At 57.1% G+C, this 18,923-nt stretch carries 22 protein-coding genes; 14 read left to right on the top strand and 8 right to left on the bottom strand.

From position 1 onward, the window contains the following. The first annotated feature begins 202 nt into the window (after positions 1–202). From flhB to QOT07_RS15435, 3 genes are read left to right on the top strand one after another with little or no spacing between them, the layout of a single operon-like run. Positions 203–1,354, top strand: a complete 1,152-nt coding sequence (flhB, locus tag QOT07_RS15445; RefSeq protein WP_283603478.1) for a flagellar biosynthesis protein FlhB — start codon at positions 203–205, stop codon at positions 1,352–1,354. Next, positions 1,347–3,425 carry a flagellar biosynthesis protein FlhA gene (gene flhA / locus QOT07_RS15440; protein ID WP_207978453.1) on the top strand — a complete coding sequence of 693 codons (2,079 nt, stop codon included), beginning with the start codon at positions 1,347–1,349 and terminating at the stop codon, positions 3,423–3,425. Before flhB ends, flhA begins: the two co-directional genes overlap by 8 nt. Next, on the top strand, positions 3,425–3,829 hold the full coding sequence (locus QOT07_RS15435; RefSeq protein WP_099064651.1) for a flagellar protein FlhE: 405 nt from the start codon (positions 3,425–3,427) through the stop codon (positions 3,827–3,829). Before flhA ends, QOT07_RS15435 begins: the two co-directional genes overlap by 1 nt. 3 nt (positions 3,830–3,832) lie before the next feature. Here the strand turns inward: QOT07_RS15435 and QOT07_RS15430 are convergent, their stop codons facing one another. The 5 genes from QOT07_RS15430 to flgA form a co-directional block, all read right to left on the bottom strand. Further along, positions 3,833–4,135 carry a helix-turn-helix domain-containing protein gene (locus QOT07_RS15430; RefSeq protein WP_006321467.1) on the bottom strand — a complete coding sequence of 101 codons (303 nt, stop codon included), beginning with the start codon at positions 4,133–4,135 and terminating at the stop codon, positions 3,833–3,835. Next, complete coding sequence (locus tag QOT07_RS15425; protein ID WP_283603477.1) at positions 4,116–4,502, bottom strand: type II toxin-antitoxin system RelE/ParE family toxin; 387 nt, start codon at positions 4,500–4,502, stop codon at positions 4,116–4,118. The genes QOT07_RS15430 and QOT07_RS15425 overlap by 20 nt, the downstream gene beginning before the upstream one ends. 232 nt (positions 4,503–4,734) lie before the next feature. Beyond that, entirely contained in the window at positions 4,735–5,169 is a 435-nt protein-coding gene (locus QOT07_RS15420) for a flagella synthesis protein FlgN (protein WP_099064649.1), read from the bottom strand. Positions 5,170–5,216: 47 nt separating this feature from the next. Beyond that, positions 5,217–5,543 (bottom strand): flagellar biosynthesis anti-sigma factor FlgM, encoded by a 327-nt coding sequence (gene flgM, locus QOT07_RS15415; RefSeq protein ID WP_099064648.1) that lies wholly within the window; start codon positions 5,541–5,543, stop codon positions 5,217–5,219. Between the two features lie 359 nt (positions 5,544–5,902). Continuing rightward, positions 5,903–6,565 carry a flagellar basal body P-ring formation chaperone FlgA gene (gene flgA, locus QOT07_RS15410; protein WP_099064647.1) on the bottom strand — a complete coding sequence of 221 codons (663 nt, stop codon included), beginning with the start codon at positions 6,563–6,565 and terminating at the stop codon, positions 5,903–5,905. A 160-nt stretch (positions 6,566–6,725) separates the two neighbouring features. Here flgA and flgB point away from each other — a divergent pair, with 160 nt between their 5' ends. From flgB to flgL, 11 genes are all read left to right on the top strand, one after another. After that, complete coding sequence (gene flgB, locus QOT07_RS15405) at positions 6,726–7,139, top strand: flagellar basal body rod protein FlgB (RefSeq protein ID WP_261416553.1); 414 nt, start codon at positions 6,726–6,728, stop codon at positions 7,137–7,139. A 5-nt stretch (positions 7,140–7,144) separates the two neighbouring features. Beyond that, positions 7,145–7,549, top strand: a complete 405-nt coding sequence (flgC, locus tag QOT07_RS15400; protein WP_020827521.1) for a flagellar basal body rod protein FlgC — start codon at positions 7,145–7,147, stop codon at positions 7,547–7,549. Between the two features lie 12 nt (positions 7,550–7,561). Continuing rightward, positions 7,562–8,239, top strand: coding sequence for a flagellar hook assembly protein FlgD (flgD, locus tag QOT07_RS15395; protein WP_099064646.1), 678 nt, complete (start codon positions 7,562–7,564; stop codon positions 8,237–8,239). Positions 8,240–8,309: 70 nt separating this feature from the next. Then, positions 8,310–9,533, top strand: a complete 1,224-nt coding sequence (gene flgE, locus QOT07_RS15390; RefSeq protein ID WP_099064645.1) for a flagellar hook protein FlgE — start codon at positions 8,310–8,312, stop codon at positions 9,531–9,533. A 12-nt stretch (positions 9,534–9,545) separates the two neighbouring features. Then, positions 9,546–10,301 carry a flagellar basal body rod protein FlgF gene (locus QOT07_RS15385; protein WP_207978462.1) on the top strand — a complete coding sequence of 252 codons (756 nt, stop codon included), beginning with the start codon at positions 9,546–9,548 and terminating at the stop codon, positions 10,299–10,301. An 18-nt stretch (positions 10,302–10,319) separates the two neighbouring features. Then, the gene (flgG, locus tag QOT07_RS15380) at positions 10,320–11,102 is read left to right on the top strand and encodes a flagellar basal-body rod protein FlgG (protein ID WP_020827517.1); all 783 of its coding nucleotides are present in this window, start codon (positions 10,320–10,322) and stop codon (positions 11,100–11,102) included. Positions 11,103–11,174: 72 nt separating this feature from the next. Beyond that, complete coding sequence (gene flgH / locus QOT07_RS15375; RefSeq protein WP_099064643.1) at positions 11,175–11,876, top strand: flagellar basal body L-ring protein FlgH; 702 nt, start codon at positions 11,175–11,177, stop codon at positions 11,874–11,876. Between the two features lie 10 nt (positions 11,877–11,886). Further along, positions 11,887–12,987 carry a flagellar basal body P-ring protein FlgI gene (locus QOT07_RS15370; protein WP_207978463.1) on the top strand — a complete coding sequence of 367 codons (1,101 nt, stop codon included), beginning with the start codon at positions 11,887–11,889 and terminating at the stop codon, positions 12,985–12,987. Beyond that, positions 12,987–13,928 carry a flagellar assembly peptidoglycan hydrolase FlgJ gene (flgJ, locus tag QOT07_RS15365; protein ID WP_283603476.1) on the top strand — a complete coding sequence of 314 codons (942 nt, stop codon included), beginning with the start codon at positions 12,987–12,989 and terminating at the stop codon, positions 13,926–13,928. Before QOT07_RS15370 ends, flgJ begins: the two co-directional genes overlap by 1 nt. 189 nt (positions 13,929–14,117) lie before the next feature. Beyond that, positions 14,118–15,764 carry a flagellar hook-associated protein FlgK gene (gene flgK / locus QOT07_RS15360; protein ID WP_283603474.1) on the top strand — a complete coding sequence of 549 codons (1,647 nt, stop codon included), beginning with the start codon at positions 14,118–14,120 and terminating at the stop codon, positions 15,762–15,764. 58 nt (positions 15,765–15,822) lie between these two features. Then, a complete protein-coding gene (gene flgL / locus QOT07_RS15355) occupies positions 15,823–16,782 on the top strand; it encodes a flagellar hook-associated protein FlgL (RefSeq protein WP_112349631.1) in 960 nt (319 codons plus the stop codon). A gap of 544 nt (positions 16,783–17,326) precedes the next feature. On the opposite strand, the gene sra is transcribed toward flgL, so the two are convergent. From sra to fliQ, 3 genes are all read right to left on the bottom strand, one after another. Next, the gene (gene sra / locus QOT07_RS15350; RefSeq protein WP_099064638.1) at positions 17,327–17,458 is read right to left on the bottom strand and encodes a stationary-phase-induced ribosome-associated protein; all 132 of its coding nucleotides are present in this window, start codon (positions 17,456–17,458) and stop codon (positions 17,327–17,329) included. Positions 17,459–17,831: 373 nt separating this feature from the next. Further along, positions 17,832–18,614 carry a flagellar biosynthetic protein FliR gene (gene fliR, locus QOT07_RS15345; protein WP_099064637.1) on the bottom strand — a complete coding sequence of 261 codons (783 nt, stop codon included), beginning with the start codon at positions 18,612–18,614 and terminating at the stop codon, positions 17,832–17,834. A 2-nt stretch (positions 18,615–18,616) separates the two neighbouring features. Beyond that, positions 18,617–18,886 carry a flagellar biosynthesis protein FliQ gene (gene fliQ / locus QOT07_RS15340; protein WP_037419012.1) on the bottom strand — a complete coding sequence of 90 codons (270 nt, stop codon included), beginning with the start codon at positions 18,884–18,886 and terminating at the stop codon, positions 18,617–18,619. Positions 18,887–18,923 lie beyond the last annotated feature (37 nt).

The following is an 18,923-nucleotide window of genomic DNA, read 5'->3' as shown; positions in this document are numbered from 1 at the left end:
GTGCAGCGAATCCGCCAATAATCTGCGTGAGTTTGAACGCGTTGACGGCCTGCGTCTGCAACATTGGCTGTAGCGCCACCTCGCTTCATTGAACCATCCCGCAAATAACCCGCCTTTTTCCTCGCTGTTCCATCAATGAAATCAGCATTTTTTTGGCATGCTGACGGCAATTTTATTCCCTCCCGGCACAGGAAACTCGCTCGTGGCTGAAGACAGCGATCTGGAAAAGAGCGAGGCTCCCACACCCCACAGGGTGGAAAAGGCCCGCGAAGAGGGCCAGATCCCGCGTTCGCGCGAGTTGACGTCGGTGTTGATGCTGGTGGCCGGGCTGTCGATCATCTGGCTGGCCGGCGGCAATATGGCGCAACGCTTGGCTATGATGCTGACGCAGGGTCTGAACTTCGATCACAGCATGGTCAGCAACGACAAACAGATGCTGCGCCAATTGGCGACCTTATTGCAGCAGGCGGTTTGGGCGCTGTTGCCGGTTATGGCGGGGTTGACGCTGGTGGCGATCACCGCACCGATGCTGCTCGGTGGCCTGCTGTTGAGCGGCAAATCGCTCAAGTTTGATTTAAAGCGCATGAATCCGCTGTCCGGGTTGAAACGGATATTTTCCAGCCAGGTGCTGGCGGAATTGCTTAAGGGCATCCTGAAAGCGACGCTGGTGGGTTGGGTCACCGGCCTGTACCTGTGGCACAACTGGGCGGCGATGCTGCACCTGGTGACGCAACAGCCGCTCGATGCGCTCGGCAATGCACTGCAGATGATCATCTTCTGTGGCTTGCTGGTGGTACTGGCGCTGACGCCGATGGTGGCGTTTGACGTGTTTTATCAGCTGTGGAGCCACTTCAAAAAACTGAAAATGACCAAGCAGGACATCCGTGACGAGTTCAAGGATCAGGAGGGCGACCCGCACGTCAAAGGGCGCATCCGTCAGCAGCAGCGCGCCATGTCCCGGCGGCGGATGATGGCCGACGTGCCGAAGGCTGACGTTATCGTGACCAACCCGACGCACTACGCCGTCGCACTGCAGTACAACGACAAAAAAATGAGCGCACCGAAGGTCCTGGCCAAGGGGGCCGGTGAAATTGCATTGCGTATCCGTGAGCTGGGTATGGAGCACCGCATCCCGATGCTGGAAGCGCCGCCGCTGGCGCGCGCGCTGTACCGACACAGCGAGATTGGACAACATATTCCCGCCACCCTGTATGCCGCCGTGGCCGAAGTTCTGGCCTGGGTTTACCAGCTAAGACGCTGGCGGCGCGAAGGGGGGCTGATCCCGAAAAAACCTGAACGTTTACCGGTGCCGGAAGCACTGGATTTTGCTGGAGAAAGTGACACTAATGGCTAATTTGGCCGCCTTGCTTCGTTTGCCGGGCAGTTTTAAAGATACGCAGTGGCAAGTATTGGCCGGGCCGATACTGATCCTGATGATCCTGTCGATGATGGTGTTGCCCTTGCCGGCATTCATCCTCGATCTGTTGTTCACCTTCAATATTGCCTTGTCGATCATGGTGCTGCTGGTAGCCATGTTTACCCAGCGCACGCTGGAATTCGCGGCGTTTCCCACCATCTTGCTGTTCTCGACCTTGCTGCGTCTGTCGCTCAACGTAGCTTCGACGCGCATCATCCTGATGGAAGGACACACCGGTTCCGCCGCTGCCGGTCGCGTGGTGGAGGCCTTTGGTCACTTCCTGGTGGGCGGTAACTTTGCCATCGGTATTGTGGTGTTTATCATTTTGGTGCTGATCAACTTTATGGTTATCACCAAGGGGGCCGGGCGTATCGCTGAAGTGGGCGCACGCTTTGTACTCGACGGCATGCCGGGCAAGCAGATGGCGATCGACGCCGATCTCAACGCCGGTCTGATCGGTGAAGAAGAGGCGAAAAAACGCCGTTCCGAAGTGACGCAGGAAGCGGACTTCTACGGTTCGATGGACGGTGCCAGTAAGTTCGTCCGTGGTGACGCCGTCGCCGGCCTGATGATTATGATGTTGAACGTGGTCGGTGGCCTGTTGGTCGGGGTGATCCAGCACGGCATGGAACTGGGCGCAGCGGCGGAAACCTATACCTTGCTGACTATCGGTGACGGCCTGGTGGCGCAGATCCCGGCGTTGGTCATTTCGACCGCCGCCGGTGTTATCGTGACCCGCGTGGCGACCGATCAGGACGTTGGCGAGCAGATGGTTAGCCAACTGTTCAAGAATCCGCGAGTCATGCTGTTGAGTGCCGCGGTACTCGGCCTGCTGGGCATGGTGCCGGGGATGCCGAACCTGGTCTTCCTGCTGTTTACCGCCGGTCTGTTGGCCCTGGCCTGGTGGCTGCGCGGGCGTGAACAGCAAGCGCCAAAAGAACAGGAAGTGCCGATAGCGCAGGATAATCCGCAGGCGGTGGAAGCCAGTTGGTCTGACGTGCAGTTGGAGGATCCCCTGGGGATGGAAGTCGGTTACCGGCTAATCCCGATGGTGGATTTCCAGCAGAACGGTGAGCTGCTCGGCCGTATTCGCGGCATCCGTAAAAAGTTTGCGCAGGAGATGGGTTACCTGCCGCCGGTGGTGCATATCCGCGACAACCTGGAACTGCCGCCGGCCAGCTACCGTATCCTGATGAAAGGGGTAGAGATCGGCAGCGGTGAAGCGCAACCGGGACGTTGGCTGGCGATCAATCCGGGTAACGCAGTGGGTGAATTGGCAGGGGATAAAACCACCGATCCGGCCTTTGGGCTGGAAGCGGTATGGATTGACAGCGCACTGCGTGAGCAGGCACAGATCCAGGGCTTTACCGTAGTAGAAGCCAGTACCGTGGTGGCGACCCATCTTAATCATCTGATTGGCCAGTTTGCCAGCGAGCTGTTTGGCCGACAGGAAACACAGCAGTTATTGGATCGTGTCGCGCAAGACATGCCAAAACTGACCGAAGATTTCGTGCCGGGTGTGGTGACGCTGACCACGCTGCATAAAGTATTGCAGAATCTGCTGACTGAGCGGGTTTCGATCCGCGACATGCGCACCATTATCGAGACGTTGGCGGAGCATGCTCCGTCCCAGACCGATCCCTATGAGTTGACCACCGTAGTGCGGGTGGCACTTGGGCGGGCGATCACCCAGCAGTGGTTCCCGGGCAACGGCGAAATCCAGGTGATAGGCCTGGATACCCAGCTGGAACGCTTGTTATTGCAAGCCCTGCAGGGCGGTGGCGGTCTGGAGCCGGGGCTGGCGGATCGCTTGCTGGATCAAGCCAAACAGGCATTGCAGCGGCAGGAAATGCTCAGTGCGCCACCGGTACTGCTGGTGAACCACGCGCTACGTGCGTTGCTGGCGCGTTTCTTGCGCCGCGGCCTGCCGCAACTGGTGGTGCTGTCGAATCTGGAAATCAACGACGACCGTCAAATCCGCATGACCGCGACCATTGGGGCCGCATAATGAAATACCGCATGGCGTTAATCTGCCTGTTGGCGCCGCTGAGCTTGCAGGCGGCATCGGGTTCCTGGGTGGCCGACAGCGTCGGTGCTACGCTGGAATACGGTGGGGAACGGGGTGAATCACCCCGGCTGCGTGCGCCAAATGAATTACCGGATGCGAATGCGCGTATCACCAGCGTAAGTTGGCGTTACCGCTTATTGGCTGCCGAACCGGCCGGCATGCAGGTGCAACTCTGTACCCTGACCCGCTGTATTACACTGGGGGGCGGCAGTGGCAGCAGCATTGGGCTGCAAGGCGAACCGGCAAATGCCGAACTGCGTTTTGTTTATTACGTGCAGGCGCGCGGCAGTTTGAATCCGCCGCTGCGGGTGATCAGCAATCAGGTGATTGTTAATTACCAGTAACGGTTAAGCCAGGATCGCCAGACCGTTGCGGTCGACCAACGAAAGCAGCTTCATCGCGGCGGAGTTGGGAACGGCTTCGCCGCGTTCCCATTTTTGCACCGCCTTTTTGCTGACGTTCAGATGCAAGGCAAACACCGGCTGGCTGACGTTCTCGCGCTCGCGCAGGGCGCGGATGTCCGCTGGGGTATATTGTTTGACCGGGCGTAAACACAGCATGTCGAAGGTGCGCATGGTGCCGGCATCGACAAATCCTGCCTGATACAGCTCCTGCACTTCCTGGTGGATCTCAGCAAGGATCTTGCTCATAGGTCAGTCTCCTCAACCTCTTGTCATTAACCAACTGATAAAGCCTGAAAGGGGAATAGTCCAGATAGAGCGCAGCAAGGCGCTTTAACCCGACCAATTCATCACTGGCAATGTTGTCCATTTCATTTTTGGCAAATCCTCTCATGAAAAAAAACCGGTCTTCATCTCGAAAGGCAATAAGTACCCGGTAGCCACCGCGTTTACCGCCACCCGCCCGGGCGACTCGTTTCTTATAAACGCAACTGCCCAAATTGGCATCGTACAGTTGGTTTTGTATTTCTCGCGCAGCTTTGATTACCGTGGCATCGCTAATGCGTTCGTGGCCAGCGAATGCCTGAAATGTTTTGGTGAGGTAAATATCGGTCATTCACACTCCCTGTGAAACTATCCCCTTTACGGGTATAGATCAAGTGGTTTAAAAAACAACACAGGGTGGGGGAATGGGATGGAACAGAACAGATGGAAATACCAGGTATGTGTAGTGTTACGAAAATAAAATCAGAGGGTTAGATAGAATGGCAACGGAAGTGCGAGTTATCTCGCATTGGGAAGCAATGCACCCGGTTGAACGCGGAGCTGACCGGGTGAAGTGCCATTAATTAAACGCCGATTTTTCGTCCGAGCAGGCTGGCGTTGCGCGACTGGCCATCGGGGCCGTACAGCGATTTGTTTTGCTTGCTCAGGATCGCCAGCGCCTGGGCGTTGTGATCGATCTGCTGATTGAGCAGCATACCGTTATGCTGGTTTTTTTCCCGCAGCCGTTGGCTGAGCGACTGCACCCGTTGCCAGGCTTCCGCCAGACGTGGATGTGCAGAGTAGGGTGCCTGTTGCCCTTGTGCACTTTCCAGTTTCAGCCGCTGCTGTTCCAGATAGTTTACCGTGGCCAGCAGCTGGCTTTTTGCGTCGGTGGCACGTTGCAGCGCCACGCCCGGTAATTGGCCTGAGCACAGCAAATGATGCTCTTCCGCCAGCACGGTATCCAACGCTTGCAGCGTTTCCAGCAGCTTATTGATCAGTTGCGCCAGATTTTCCATTACGATAAATCACCTTTCAAAGAGTTCCCTGGTGTTTAACCCGGCGGTTAAACCTTTGGTGTCGGGTTGCCGTTTGACATCCACTGGGCATCGCTTTGCGCGTCTTGCAGCAGGGCATCGGCAATTTTACCGGCATCCATTTTCAGTTCGCCGTTGCGGATCGCCTGTTTGATGGCGTCCACCCGGTTCATATCAATATCCTGCGTCCCTGGCTGCATCAGGCGCGCTTGCGCATCGCTCAACTTTACCTGGGTGCCACTGACGGTGCTTTCCGTCTGGGCGGCCTTGCGTGGCTGAAGTTGATTTTCAGCCGGCGTCTCACGCGGTTGCACCGTTGGAACGGGTTGCAGCCGCTGGGTGCGATCGATACTCATGGTCAATCTCCATCGATGCCGTCGCCGCGCGGGCAATGGCTGATACTATTTGTGGCCCTGGCGGCCAATAAAATACTGCTTATGACTTTATTATCGGCAAGGTTTGATAAACCTTTACCTTTTTATACCCGTCATCTTTCAAGCCGCAGCGTTGTTACCTGCTTACAAGGCCCATCCATGGTCCTTGCCCTTTCAGGGCCGCTGCAAGCAGCGTTCAAATCTGTTCCCGACAGATTTGTCGCTCACCCCAGTTACTGTAGGGGGCGAATAAATTCGCCCCGATTAATGCGGGCGCAGCATGCGGCGCCCCTACAATGCCTGGGGATGAGCGAGCTGGGCGCCTAGCTGCAACTTGAAAGCTATAGGGTATGTAGCATGATGCGAATTGCACCGTCGTCACCGACAATGCCGCTAACAATTTGCCCGGAGGCCATGCGTACTCTGACGCTATCTTCGGTGGCGGCGTTGTTCATCGCCTTGCCTGAACCGCTGATGTTAAATCCGTCCCCCTGTGCGCTGACCTGCACCGCCTGACCGGCCTTGATCACCCAGGCACGGCGCAACATGGCGAAGGTCAGCGGCTGGCCGGGGCTGATATTACGCAGGCTGACGGCACCCAGCGCCTTGCCGGCTTCGGTCAGCGTGCGGGGGGCCAGAGTGTCGAGTCGACCGGTTTTCAGCCTGATGTCCGCCTCTGTCAACTTACTGCCTGCACTGATACCGCGTGCCGACACCAGGTATTTGCCGATCACCTGAACCTGCGTCTGGATAAAACGCCGCTCCTGACCGCAACGTGCCGAGACGCTGATATTGCCCCAACGGCGGGCATTTGGCGCGAGTGACAACTGCGGAAATTCGCACTGTGGCCATTGGGCCGCGGGCGTGCGCACCAGCACTTTAACCTGTACCGGACTGCCGCTGAACTGGCTGTTGATGAAGCGATCGATCTGCGCCGTCAGATCCTCGGCCCGTGCGTTCAGGCTGCACAGCAGGGTGACCAGCAGCAGTATTTTACCTTTCATCTTCGCTTCCTCAAGAACCATCAGGGTGCGCGTAAGTGTACCCGGACTGCGTTCAGGCTAAGCAGATAAATAGCGACGCATTTTGCCCTTATTCCCGCGATCGGCTGGCGGAAGGGGCGTTTATGCTGTCGGCTCCAAATTCTAACCTCGCGGAGGGAGCATGATCGACAAACTGGACGCTGCTCTGCGCTTTGGTCAAGAGGCGCTGAACCTGCGCGCCCAGCGGCAGGAAATTTTGGCCGCCAACATCGCCAACGCAGACACCCCGGGCTATCAGGCGCGGGACATCGATTTCGCCGGCCAACTGAACAAGGTACTGGAACAGGGCCGTGTCAGCGGCAGTGGCATTGCGCTGAATATGACGTCGGCCCGCCACATTCCGGCGCAGAGCATGCAGCCGCCACAGCTCGACTTGCTGTTCCGCGTTCCGGATCAACCCTCGATGGACGGCAATACGGTGGACATGGATCGCGAACGTACCAACTTCGCCGATAACAGCCTGAAATATCAGACCGATCTGACGCTGATCAACGGTCAGATCAAAGGGATGATGTCAGTGTTACAACAAGGATAAGGCGCATGTCGCTACTGAATATTTTTGATATCTCTGGCTCGGCGCTGTCTGCCCAGTCGCAACGCATGAACGTCAGTGCCAGCAACATGGCCAACGCCGACAGCGTCACCGGCCCGGATGGGCAGCCTTATCGGGCCAAACAGGTGGTGTTTGAAGTTGCCGCAGCCGCTGGGCAGCCCACCGGCGGTGTCCGTGTAGCCCAGGTGGTCGACGACCCGGCACCGGAGCGTCTGGTTTACCAGCCGGGCAACCCACTGGCGGACGGCAAAGGCTATGTGCGTATGCCGAACGTGGATGTGGTGGGTGAAATGGTCAATACCATTTCCGCTTCCCGCAGCTATCAGGCCAACGTTGAGGTGCTCAACACCACCAAGTCGATGATGATGAAAACCCTGACGCTGGGTCAATAACCGGAGTTTGCCATGGCTATTGCCGCAACCACCAATGAAACGCTGGATAACACCGTCATCGGTGCCAACAGCAAAACCACCAACAGTCAGGATCTGAACAATAACTTCCTGACGCTGCTGGTGGCGCAGTTGAAGAACCAGGATCCGACCAACCCGATGCAGAACAATGAACTGACCAGCCAATTGGCGCAGATCAACACCGTTCAAGGCATCGAGAAACTCAATACCACGCTGGGGTCGATTTCCGGCCAGATCAACAGCAATCAGTCGCTGCAAGCCAGTGCGCTGATCGGCCACGGTGTGATGGTACCCGGCAGCAACATTCTGGCCGGCAGCAAAGACGGCAAGGTCAGTACCACGCCGTTTGGTCTGGAACTGGAGCGTGCGGCCGACTCGGTGACCGTCACCATTACTGACGAGACCGGCAAAGCGGTGCGCACTATCGAACTCGACGGCCTGACCGCCGGTGTGCATTCGTTTAGCTGGGACGGCACGATGACGGACGGTACCGCTGCACCCGACGGTGCCTACAGCTTTACCGTCAACGCCAAGGGCAACGGTGAGCAACTGGTGGCGCGCAGCCTGCATTTTGGCATGGTTAACGGCGTTATCCGCGAAGCGAATGGCGCGAAGCTGGATCTGGGTCTGGCGGGCAGCACCACGCTGGATGAGGTCCGGCAGATACTTTAATTCGATTTTTTATTTCACTCATTCATTGGGCGTTATCGGACGATAGCCTAAACAATATTCGGAGAATGACATGGCCTTTTCTCAGGCAGTAAGCGGCTTGAACGCGGCAGCAACCAACCTGGACGTGATCGGTAACAACATCGCTAACTCCGCCACTTCCGGTTTTAAATCTGGCACCGTTTCTTTTGCCGACATGTTTGCCGGCTCGCAGGTGGGGTTGGGCGTCAAGGTGGCCGGCATTACCCAGAATTTTAAGGGTGGCACCACCACCGGCACCAGCCGTGCGCTGGACGTGGCGATTTCCGGCAACGGTTTCTTCCGTATGCAGGATCAGGACGGTGGTATTTTCTACAGCCGTAACGGCCAGTTCAAACTGGATGAAAACCGCAACCTGACCAACATGCAGGGCCTGCAACTGACCGGTTATCCGGCGGCCGGTACGCCACCGACCATTCAGCAAGGGGCTAACCCGGTGCCGCTGAGTATCCCTGAAGGCATGATGAACGCCAAGGCTTCGACCTCCGGCACCATGGTCGCCAATCTGAAATCCACTCATAAGGTGCCGGACAACAAGACCTTCGATCCGGCCAAGCAGGATTCTTATAACTACGTCAACACCATCACCGCATACGACTCGTTAGGCAACTCGCACAACATCAATGCCTATTTTGTGAAGACCGACGACAACCAGTGGCAGGTCTATACCCAGGATGGCTCTGCTGCACCGGTCGATGCCGGCACCATGACCTTCGATACCAGCGGCAACCTGACCAGCACCACCAGTAAACAAGGTACCGCCGCTGAGTTCAGCATGCTGATCCCGATGTCCGCCAAAGACGGGGCTCCGGCGCAAAACCTGACTCTGAGCTTTGCCAAGAGCATGCAGCAGAGCGTCAGTGCCGACTCGGTCAGCAAGGTATCACAGGATGGCTATGGCGCTGGTGAGTACACCAATTTCCAGATTAACAACGACGGTACGGTGGTGGGCATCTATTCCAACCAGCAGACTCAGGTGCTGGGTCAGATCGTCATGGCTAACTTCTCCAACCCGGAAGGTTTGTCCTCGCAGGGCGATAACGTCTGGCAGGAAACCGGCGCATCGGGTCAGCCACGCGTGGGTATTGCGGGCGGCGGCGGTCTGGGCAAGTTGACCAGCGGCGCGCTGGAAGCGTCCAACGTCGATCTGAGCCAGGAACTGGTGAATATGATTGTCGCCCAACGTAACTACCAGTCGAACGCCCAGACCATCAAAACCCAGGACTCCATTCTGCAGACGCTGGTCAGCCTGCGCTAATAGGATTGATTTATGGATCACGCGATTTATACCGCGATGGGCGCGGCGCGACAGACGCTGGAACAGCAGTCGGTCACTGCCAACAATCTGGCTAACGCCTCGACGCCGGGCTTTCGCGCCCAGCTGTCGGCGCTGCGTGCCGTGCCGGTAGACGGGCCAAGCCTGCCGACGCGCACGCTGGTTACCGCCTCAACGCCGGGGGCTGACATGAGCCAGGGAGCGCTGAACTACACCGCGCGCCCGCTGGACGTGGCGCTGCAACAGGACGGTTTTCTGGCGGTCAGCCTGCCGGACGGCAGCGAAGGCTATACCCGCAACGGCAACATTCAGATCTCACCCAACGGGCAACTGACGGTGCAGGGCAGGCCGTTGATGGGTGACGGTGGGCCGATTGAGGTACCGCCGTCGGCGGAAATCACTATCGCTGCCGATGGCACCATCTCGGCGCTGAATGCGGGCGATCCGCCAAACAGCATCGCGCAGATCGGCCGGTTGAAACTGGTGAAGGCTGATGCGCGGGAAGTGATGCGCGGTGACGATGGCCTGTTCCGTTTGACGCCGGAAACTCAACAGCAGCGGGGCAATCAGTTGCCCAATGATCCACTGGTGCAGGTGATGCCGGGGGTGCTGGAAGGCAGCAACGTCAAGCCGATGGAAACCATGGTCGACATGATCGCCAACGCCCGTCGCTTTGAAATGCAGATGAAGGTCATCCACAGCGTGGATGAAAATGAACAACGCGCCAACTCTTTGTTATCAATGAGTTAAGCCGCAAGGAAATAACCCATGATCCCATCTTTATGGATTGCTAAAACCGGTCTGGACGCGCAGCAGACCAACATGGACGTGATTGCCAACAACCTGGCCAACGTCAGCACCAACGGTTTCAAACGCCAGCGCGCGGTGTTTGAAGACCTGCTGTACCAGACCATGCGTCAGCCGGGGGCGCAGTCCTCTGAACAGACCACGTTACCTTCCGGTCTGCAGATCGGTACCGGTGTTCGTCCGGTGGCGACCGAGCGCCTGCACAGCCAGGGCAATCTGTCGCAGACCAACAACAGCAAAGACATCGCCATCAAGGGGCAGGGCTTTTTCCAGGTGATGATGCCGGACGGCACCCTGGCTTATACCCGCGACGGCTCGTTCCAGCGAGATCAGAACGGCCAACTGGTGACCGCCAGCGGCTTCCAGGTGCAACCGGCGATCACTATTCCGGCCAATGCCCTGAGCATCACCGTAGGCCGTGACGGTATCGTCAGCGCCACCTTACAGGGGCAAACCGCCGCCCAGCAGGTGGGGCAACTGACGCTGACCACCTTTATCAATGACAGCGGCCTGGAAAGCATGGGCGAGAATCTGTATCAGGAAACCGAGAGTTCCGGCGCGCCGAACGAGAGCACGCCAGGCTTAAACGGCGCCGGCCTGCTGTATCAGGGCTACGTGGAAACCTCTAACGTCAACGTGGCGGAAGAGCTGGTGAATATGATCCAGACCCAACGGGCTTATGAGATCAACAGCAAAGCGGTATCGACCTCCGATCAGATGCTGCAAAAGCTGACGCAACTGTAATTGACGGGCGCGGCTGCGCCCGTAACCCTATTTTGTGCAACAAAGGCGATACCCGTGGTAACCACAACTCTGATGGCAAACGTGCCGCCGCAAGGCAAACGCTGGTTGACGGCGATGGTGATGCTGACGCTGGGCGGCTGCGCATATATTCCGCATAAACCTCTGGTGGACGGCACGACCACGGCGCAACCGGCTCCGGCGGGCGCTCCGGTGCCGAACGGCTCGATTTTCCAGACGGTACAGCCGATGAACTACGGCTATCAGCCTCTGTTTGAAGACCGACGTCCACGCAATATCGGCGATACCTTGACCATCGCGTTGCAGGAAAACGTCAGCGCCAGCAAAAGCTCCTCGGCCAACGCCAGCCGCAACGGTGCCAGCAAGTTTGGTGTTGCCACCGCGCCGCGCTATCTCGATGGCCTGTTAGGCAATGCGCGCGCGGATATGGAGATGTCCGGCGACAGCACCTTCGGCGGCAAGGGCGGGGCCAACGCCAACAATACCTTCAACGGCACTATTACCGTCACGGTCAATCAGGTGCTGGTTAACGGCAATCTGCACGTGGTGGGCGAAAAACAGATCGCCATCAATCAGGGGACCGAGTTCATCCGTTTCTCTGGGGTGGTCAACCCGCGCACCATCAGCGGCAGTAACTCGGTCGCCTCCACCCAGGTGGCGGACGCGCGTATTGAATATGTCGGCAACGGCTATATCAACGAGGCGCAGACCATGGGTTGGTTACAACGCTTCTTCTTAAATGTTTCACCGTTCTAAGGATTGACCGATGCTGAAAAAATTACTGCTTACGCTGTGGATTGGGCTGGTGTGTTTACCGGCGACGGCGGAGCGCATTCGCGATCTGGTCACGGTACAGGGCGTGCGTGATAACGCGCTGATCGGTTACGGGCTGGTGGTGGGGCTGGATGGTTCCGGTGACCAGACCATGCAGACGCCGTTCACCACCCAGAGCCTGAGTAATATGTTGTCGCAACTGGGTATCACCGTACCGCCAGGTACCAATATGCAGTTGAAAAACGTAGCTGCGGTCATGGTCACCGCCAAGCTGCCGCCGTTTTCACGCACCGGGCAAAATATTGACGTGGTGGTGTCCTCAATGGGGAACGCCAAAAGTCTGCGTGGTGGCACCTTGCTGATGACCCCGCTGAAAGGGGTGGATAACCAGGTTTACGCGCTGGCACAGGGCAACGTGCTGGTGGGCGGCGCGGGAGCGTCGGCTGGAGGCAGCAGCGTGCAGGTCAACCAACTGGCGGGGGGGCGCATCAGTAACGGCGCTACCATTGAACGCGAACTGCCAACCACCTTCGGTGCCGGTGGGGTGATTAACCTGCAGTTGAACGATGAAGACTTCACGCTGGCACAGCAGATCAGCGACGCCATCAACCGCCAGCGAGGCGGCGGCACCGCTTCACCGCTGGACGCCCGTACCATTCAGGTGTTGGTGCCGCAAGGCAAGAGTTCGCAGGTACGTTTCCTGGCGGAGATCCAGAACATTAACGTCAGCGTCGGGCCGATAGACGCCAAGGTGATCATCAATTCCCGTACCGGTTCGGTGGTGATGAACCGAGACGTGATCCTGGATTCCTGCGCGGTGGCACAAGGCAACCTGTCGGTGGTGGTCGATCGGCAAAATACCGTCAGCCAGCCGACGACGCCATTTGGCGGCGGGCAGACCGTGGTGACGCCGAATACCCAGATTTCGGTGCAGCAGCAGGGCGGTTCGTTGCAGAAGGTTAACGCCAGCGCCAATCTGAACAATGTGATCCGCGCGCTTAACGCGTTGGGGGCTACGCCGATCGATCTGATGTCGATCCTGCAGGCGATGCAAAGCGCTGGTTGTCTGCGCGCCAAGCTGGAAATCATTTGATGGCTGGCGATCTGATGGCAATGTCGGGTGCGGCTTACGATGCGCAGGCACTCAACGGGCTGAAGCGTGACGCGGCGAGCGATCCGCAGGGTAACCTGAAACAGGTGGCCCAGCAGGTTGAAGGCATGTTCGTGCAGATGATGCTGAAAAGCATGCGTGCCGCGCTACCGAAGGATGGAGTGCTGAGCAGCGAGCAGTCGCGGCTTTATACCTCGATGTACGACCAGCAGATCGCCCAGCAAATGTCGCAGAAGGGACTGGGGCTGGCCGACATGATGGTCAAGCAGATGAGTAATGCCAACGCGGTGTCGAGCGAGACCGCGGGCATGTCGCCGATGGCGCTGGACAACGAGGTGCTGCAAACGCTGCCGAATCAGGCGCTGGAACAAATGATCCGTCGCGCGGTACCGAAAGCACCGGCCACGCTGCCGCTGTCGCTCAATAACGGCAACTTTGTCGCCCGCTTGTCTATCCCGGCACGGGTTGCCAGCCAACAGAGCGGCATACCCCATCAGTTGATTGTGGCACAGGCGGCGCTGGAATCCGGGTGGGGTCAACGCGAGATCCCGACCGCCAACGGCACGCCGAGCTACAACCTGTTCGGCATCAAGGCCGGTGGCAGTTGGAAGGGGCCGGTCACCGAGATCACCACCACCGAGTTTGAGCAGGGGACGGCGAAGAAGATCAAGGCCCAGTTCCGGGTGTATGGCTCTTACGTCGAGGCGATGGCCGACTACGTCAAGCTGTTGACCAATAACCCACGCTACGCCGAGGTGGCCAATGCCCGCAGTCCGGAGCAGGCGGCGCATGCACTGCAGCAGGCCGGTTACGCCACCGATCCGCAATATACCAATAAACTGGTCAATGTGATCCAGCAGATGAAAAACGCCGGCGAGCAGGTGGTTAAAGCCTATACCCATGACCTGAAGGATCTGTTTTAGCCGCTGGGCGCAGCATGCAGCACCCCTACGCAATAGGCCGTATTTAAATGTAGGGGTTCAGCATGCTGAACCCGTTTTTTTCCTCAAGTTTCCCCGCTTTTTGCCGATAACCAAGACAGGCTGAGTGAACCCTCTCAGCAGATTAATTGACTTCTGTGGGCCAGCGGCGCCGCAGCAAAAGGAACTTTTATGTCCAATAGCTTAATCAATACCGCGATGAGCGGGCTGAATGCGGCTCAGGTGGCGCTCAGCACTGTCAGTAACAACATCTCTAACTACAACGTGACCGGCTATAACCGCCAGACGGCGATCCTGGCGCAAAACGGTGGCTTGAGTACCATGAACGGCTTTATCGGTAACGGTGTCACCGTCACCAGCGTTAACCGCGAGTATAACCAGTTCATTACCAACCAATTGCGCAGTGCGCAGGGCAGCGCCGAAGCGCAGGGTGCCTATTACGAGAAAATCTCTCAGATCGATAACCTGTTGGCGAGCAAAACCAATACCTTGTCGACCAACATGCAAGACTTCTTCACCAACCTGCAGAATCTGGTAAGTAACTCTGGCGACGATTCGGCGCGTCAGACGGTGTTAGGCAAGGCCAACGGCCTGGTTAACCAGTTCAACAACACTGACAAATATCTGCGTGATATGGACAGTGGTGTCAACCAGCAGATCGGTGACAGCGCGCAGCAAATCAACAGCTACAGCCAGCAAATTGCCCGTCTGAATGACGAGATTACCCGTCTGCGCGGCAGTGGCGGCGAGCCGAATGCTTTGTTGGATCAGCGCGATCAACTGGTGACTGACCTGAATAAAGTGGTGGGTGTGCAGGTGACCCAGCAGGATGGCGACGCCTATACGGTCTCATTCGCCAACGGCCTGACCTTGGTGCAGGGCAGTACGACCTACCAGGTGTCGGCGGTACCTTCCAGCAGCGATCCTTCCCGCTCGACCCTGGGTTACGACCGCGGCAACGGTGCCAACGAAGTCCCTGAGAGCCAGATCAACAGCGGCAGCCTGAGTGGGGTGTTCAAGTTCCGCAGTGAGACGCTGGACGGCGCTCGCAACCAACTGGGGCAAATTGCGCTGGCGTTGGCAGACAACTTTAACCAGCAGCACCGTGCAGGTTTCGATCTGAACGGTGACGCAGGGACAGACTTCTTCAGTTTCGGCGGCGGTCGCGTGGTGGATAACACCCGTAATACCGGTGACGCCTTGTTGTCGGTCTCTTACACCGATACCAGCAAGGTGAAGGCCAACGATTACCGCGTCGAGTTTGACGGCAGCAACTGGCAGGTGAGCCGCCTGCCGGACAACGTTAAGGTTAACGCCACTGCGGGTACCGATGCTGACGGTAAGCAGACGTTGAGCTTCGACGGTCTGCAGGTCAGCATCGACGGTAACGCCAAGGCCAAAGACAGCTTTACCGTGAAACCGCTCAGCGATGTGGCGGGCAGCCTGAAGGTGGCTATCACCGACACGTCACATATCGCCGCAGCCGGCAAAGATGACAGCGGCCGTGGTGATAACGAAAATGCCAAAAAGTTGATCGATCTGCAAACCCAGAAGCTGGTGGACGGCAAAGCCACCTTCAGCGGTGCCTACGCCGGTATGGTCAGTAGCATCGGCAATCAGACCGCTGCTGCCAAAGTGGCCACCACTTCGCAGAGCAACATCGTCGTACAGCTGACCAACCAGCAGCAGTCGATCTCTGGCGTCAACCTGGACGAAGAGTACGGTGAGCTGTTGCGTTTCCAACAATATTACATGGCTAACGCGAAGGTGGTTGAAACCGCCAGCTCGCTGTTTGATACCTTGTTGAATATCCGTTGATTTAATTGCTGACCGGCGTCCTGTGGGCGCCGGTCGCTCACCGTGAGGAACCTACAGCATGCGTATGAGCACCAGCATGATGTACCAACAAAACATGTCCGGCATCACCGGCAACCAGTCACTGTTTATGAAGGCCGCAGAGCAGTTGTCGACGGGCAAGCGAGTGATCAATCCTTCCGACGATCCGCTGGCGGCGTCGCAGGCGGTGATGCTGTCGCAGTCGCAGGCTGAGAACAATCAGTATACGCTCGCGCGCACCTTTGCCCGGCAGAACGTCTCGATGGAGGAAACCGTTTTGAGCGGTGCAACATCGACCATTTCCGATATTAAGGCGCTGATCGTCAACGCGGGTGGCACCAAAAGCGATAACGACCGCGACTCGCTGGCGACCCAACTGCAGGGGCTGAAAGATCAGCTGCTCAATCTGGCTAACAGCACTGACGGTAACGGCCGCTACATGTTCGGCGGCTATGTGAACGACAAGCCGCCGTTTGTCGATGAAGGTGGAACCGTGAGCTATAAAGGCGGTGACAAGGTCGTCGAACAGAAGGTGGACGCCAACCGGACCATGACCATTGGTCATACCGGCAAGGGGGTATTCATGTCGTTGACCAGCAACCCGAAACCCGAGCCGGACGGCAGTGCGCCGGTGGCTAACGTGTTTGAGAGCATCGACATTGCATTGAAAGCGCTGAAAACCCCGCAGCAGGATGCGGACGACGCCACCAAGCAACAGGTGACAGATGCATTGGCCAAGGCTAACCGCGGCATGGACAACTCCTACAACAAGGTGCTCAGTGTGCGTGCTGAATTGGGCAGCCAATTGCAGGAAATGGACCAGTTGGACAGCATCGGCAAAGAGCGCGACATGACCAATCAAGTGCAGATGAGCGCGCTGACAGATGCGGATTTGGCCGAGTCGATCTCTGCTTACTTTATGCAGCAGGCCGCGCTGCAGGCGTCATATAAAACCTTCGGTGATATGCAGGGTATGTCGTTGTTCCAGATGAATCGCTGATACCCGTCAATACCCGTCGTCTTTCAAGCTGCAGCGTTGTTACCTGCACTTCGTTATGTGGCCCGTCCATGGGCCACACCCCTTCGGGGCCGCAGCGAGCAGCGTTCAAATCTGCTCCCGGCAGATTTGTCACCCCAGTTACTTACTTAAGTAAGCTCCTGGGGATAAGCAAGCTTGGCGCCTGGCTGTGCTGTACAGGGATGTACGAATGCCGCGAGCGTATGGACGCGCTGGAGCGGCCAACTTGAAATCCATAGGCAATAATAAACATCCGCTGTGAAGTTATGGCGGATCGCTCTTTGGGTGTGCTTAGAGGACTTTATCGCTGTAAACAGGGGTAGGGAATTCTTGAAACCGGGCGCACTTGTTTGGCACGTCACTCTTTCCCCCACGAAGGTTTGAGTGACGTGCCTTTTTTTCGGCTGAGGCAAAGTGAAACCTGCCGATATCCGCCTGATTTAACGTAGGGAAACGTCTGAATATTCAGGAGGGTTGGCTAAATAACAGTAGAGGTTATATTTTGAATTTGTTTATAACATCGTCGTTATTTCTTCTTTTTCACCATAGCCCATTTTTCACCGTTCGGCGAAGGGGATAATGCAATTTGAATTCGGTTGGTTGCCCAGTGCGCCATACCTAAGGCTCTGCGTGCTCTGCGGTTGGTTTTAGCTTTCATTTCTGTGCTCCTGAGAGTAGGGTTAATTCCGCAAATTATAAATATAACCGTCCCGCCGGCTGACCCCGGTGAAAGAATATCTTTATCCTTGCGGATAACGGATGGAGTTTTAAATTCACTTCCCTGTGTGTTGCTTTATATTTAAATCCCCTCCTGCATTTAATTTCTACGACTAAATACTGACAGTTTTACTGATGGCTTTTTATTTAACAAGGCCATTCTAAGGTGGGTAATTTATTATTCAAGTCGATAAAATTAATCGAAGCCAAATAGTGTTAATAGGTTTTTTTCAACTTTTTATAGCGAGAAAGGGGTTTTACTGCCCGTTTGTCCGGCGAGGTGCGGCCGTTAAGCCGCATTGATCAGGGTTACGCTAGGGCGTCATGCTGCCGAGGACATCGGCCAGCCTGTCGAAGAACTCGCCAAACAGGTGCTCACAAAACGGCGCCAGCATCGGCATCATCATGCCAATGGTCATAATGCCGATGGTCATGGTGACCGGGAAGCCGATGACGAATACCGACAGTTGCGGCGTCATACGGTTGAGCAGACCGAGCGCCATGTTCAGCGTCAGTAACAGGCAAATCAGCGGCAGCGCCAGCATCATGCCGTTGATAAATATCAGCGAGCCAGCCTGGGTCAATGCCAGAAAACCGTTACCATTCAGCGGTTCGGCCTGAATAGGCAGGGTATGGAAGCTGTCTACCAGCAGCGAAATCAACCACAGGTGGCCGTTAAAACTGAGGAACAGCAGCATCGCCAGCAGGTTGAGCAACCGTGCCAGCACCGGAGTGTTTGGCCCACCGCTGGGGTCAAAGAAGGTGGCGAATGACAGGCCCATCTGCATGCCAATCACTTCGCCTGCCAAGCGGATTGCCGCGAAGGCAAACTGCATGGTCAGGCCCAGTGCCACGCCGATCAGGATTTGCTGAGCCGCCAGCCACAGGCCGGCAGCGGAGAAAATAGGGACAGAGCTGATGGGCAGACCGGGGGCCACCAGGACAACGATCAGACCACCCAGGCCAATTTTCACCTTCTTGCTGATCTGCTTTTCGCTGAACACCGGCGCGGTGCTGATCAACGCCAGAATGCGCAGCAGCGGCCAGAAATATTGGCTGAGCCAGACGCCGAACTGGGCGCTGTCAAATGTGAGCATGGTTAACCAATCAGATTTGGCAGGTTAGTGAACAGCGTGCGCATATAGTCCAGCAGCAGGTTCAGCATCCACGGCCCGGCAATCACGATGGTGGCCACCACCGCCAGAATTTTGGGGATGAACGACAGGGTCATTTCGTTGATCTGGGTGGCGGCCTGCAGCAGGCTGACCACCAGACCGCTGACCAGCGCGGCGAGTAACATCGGGGCCGCCAGCGCCAGCGCCACTTTCATCGCTTCGGTGCCCAGCGCCATGACCGATTCGGGTGTCATCGTGAATCCCTCAGTGGCGGGGTGCCCGCCGCGAATT

The organism is Serratia proteamaculans, from assembly GCF_949794035.1.
In the GTDB taxonomy this organism is placed as follows: Bacteria; Pseudomonadota; Gammaproteobacteria; order Enterobacterales; family Enterobacteriaceae; genus Serratia; species Serratia proteamaculans.
The sequence above is the reverse complement of the archived record's forward strand: the minus strand, read 5'-3'. Positions and strand labels throughout refer to the sequence as shown.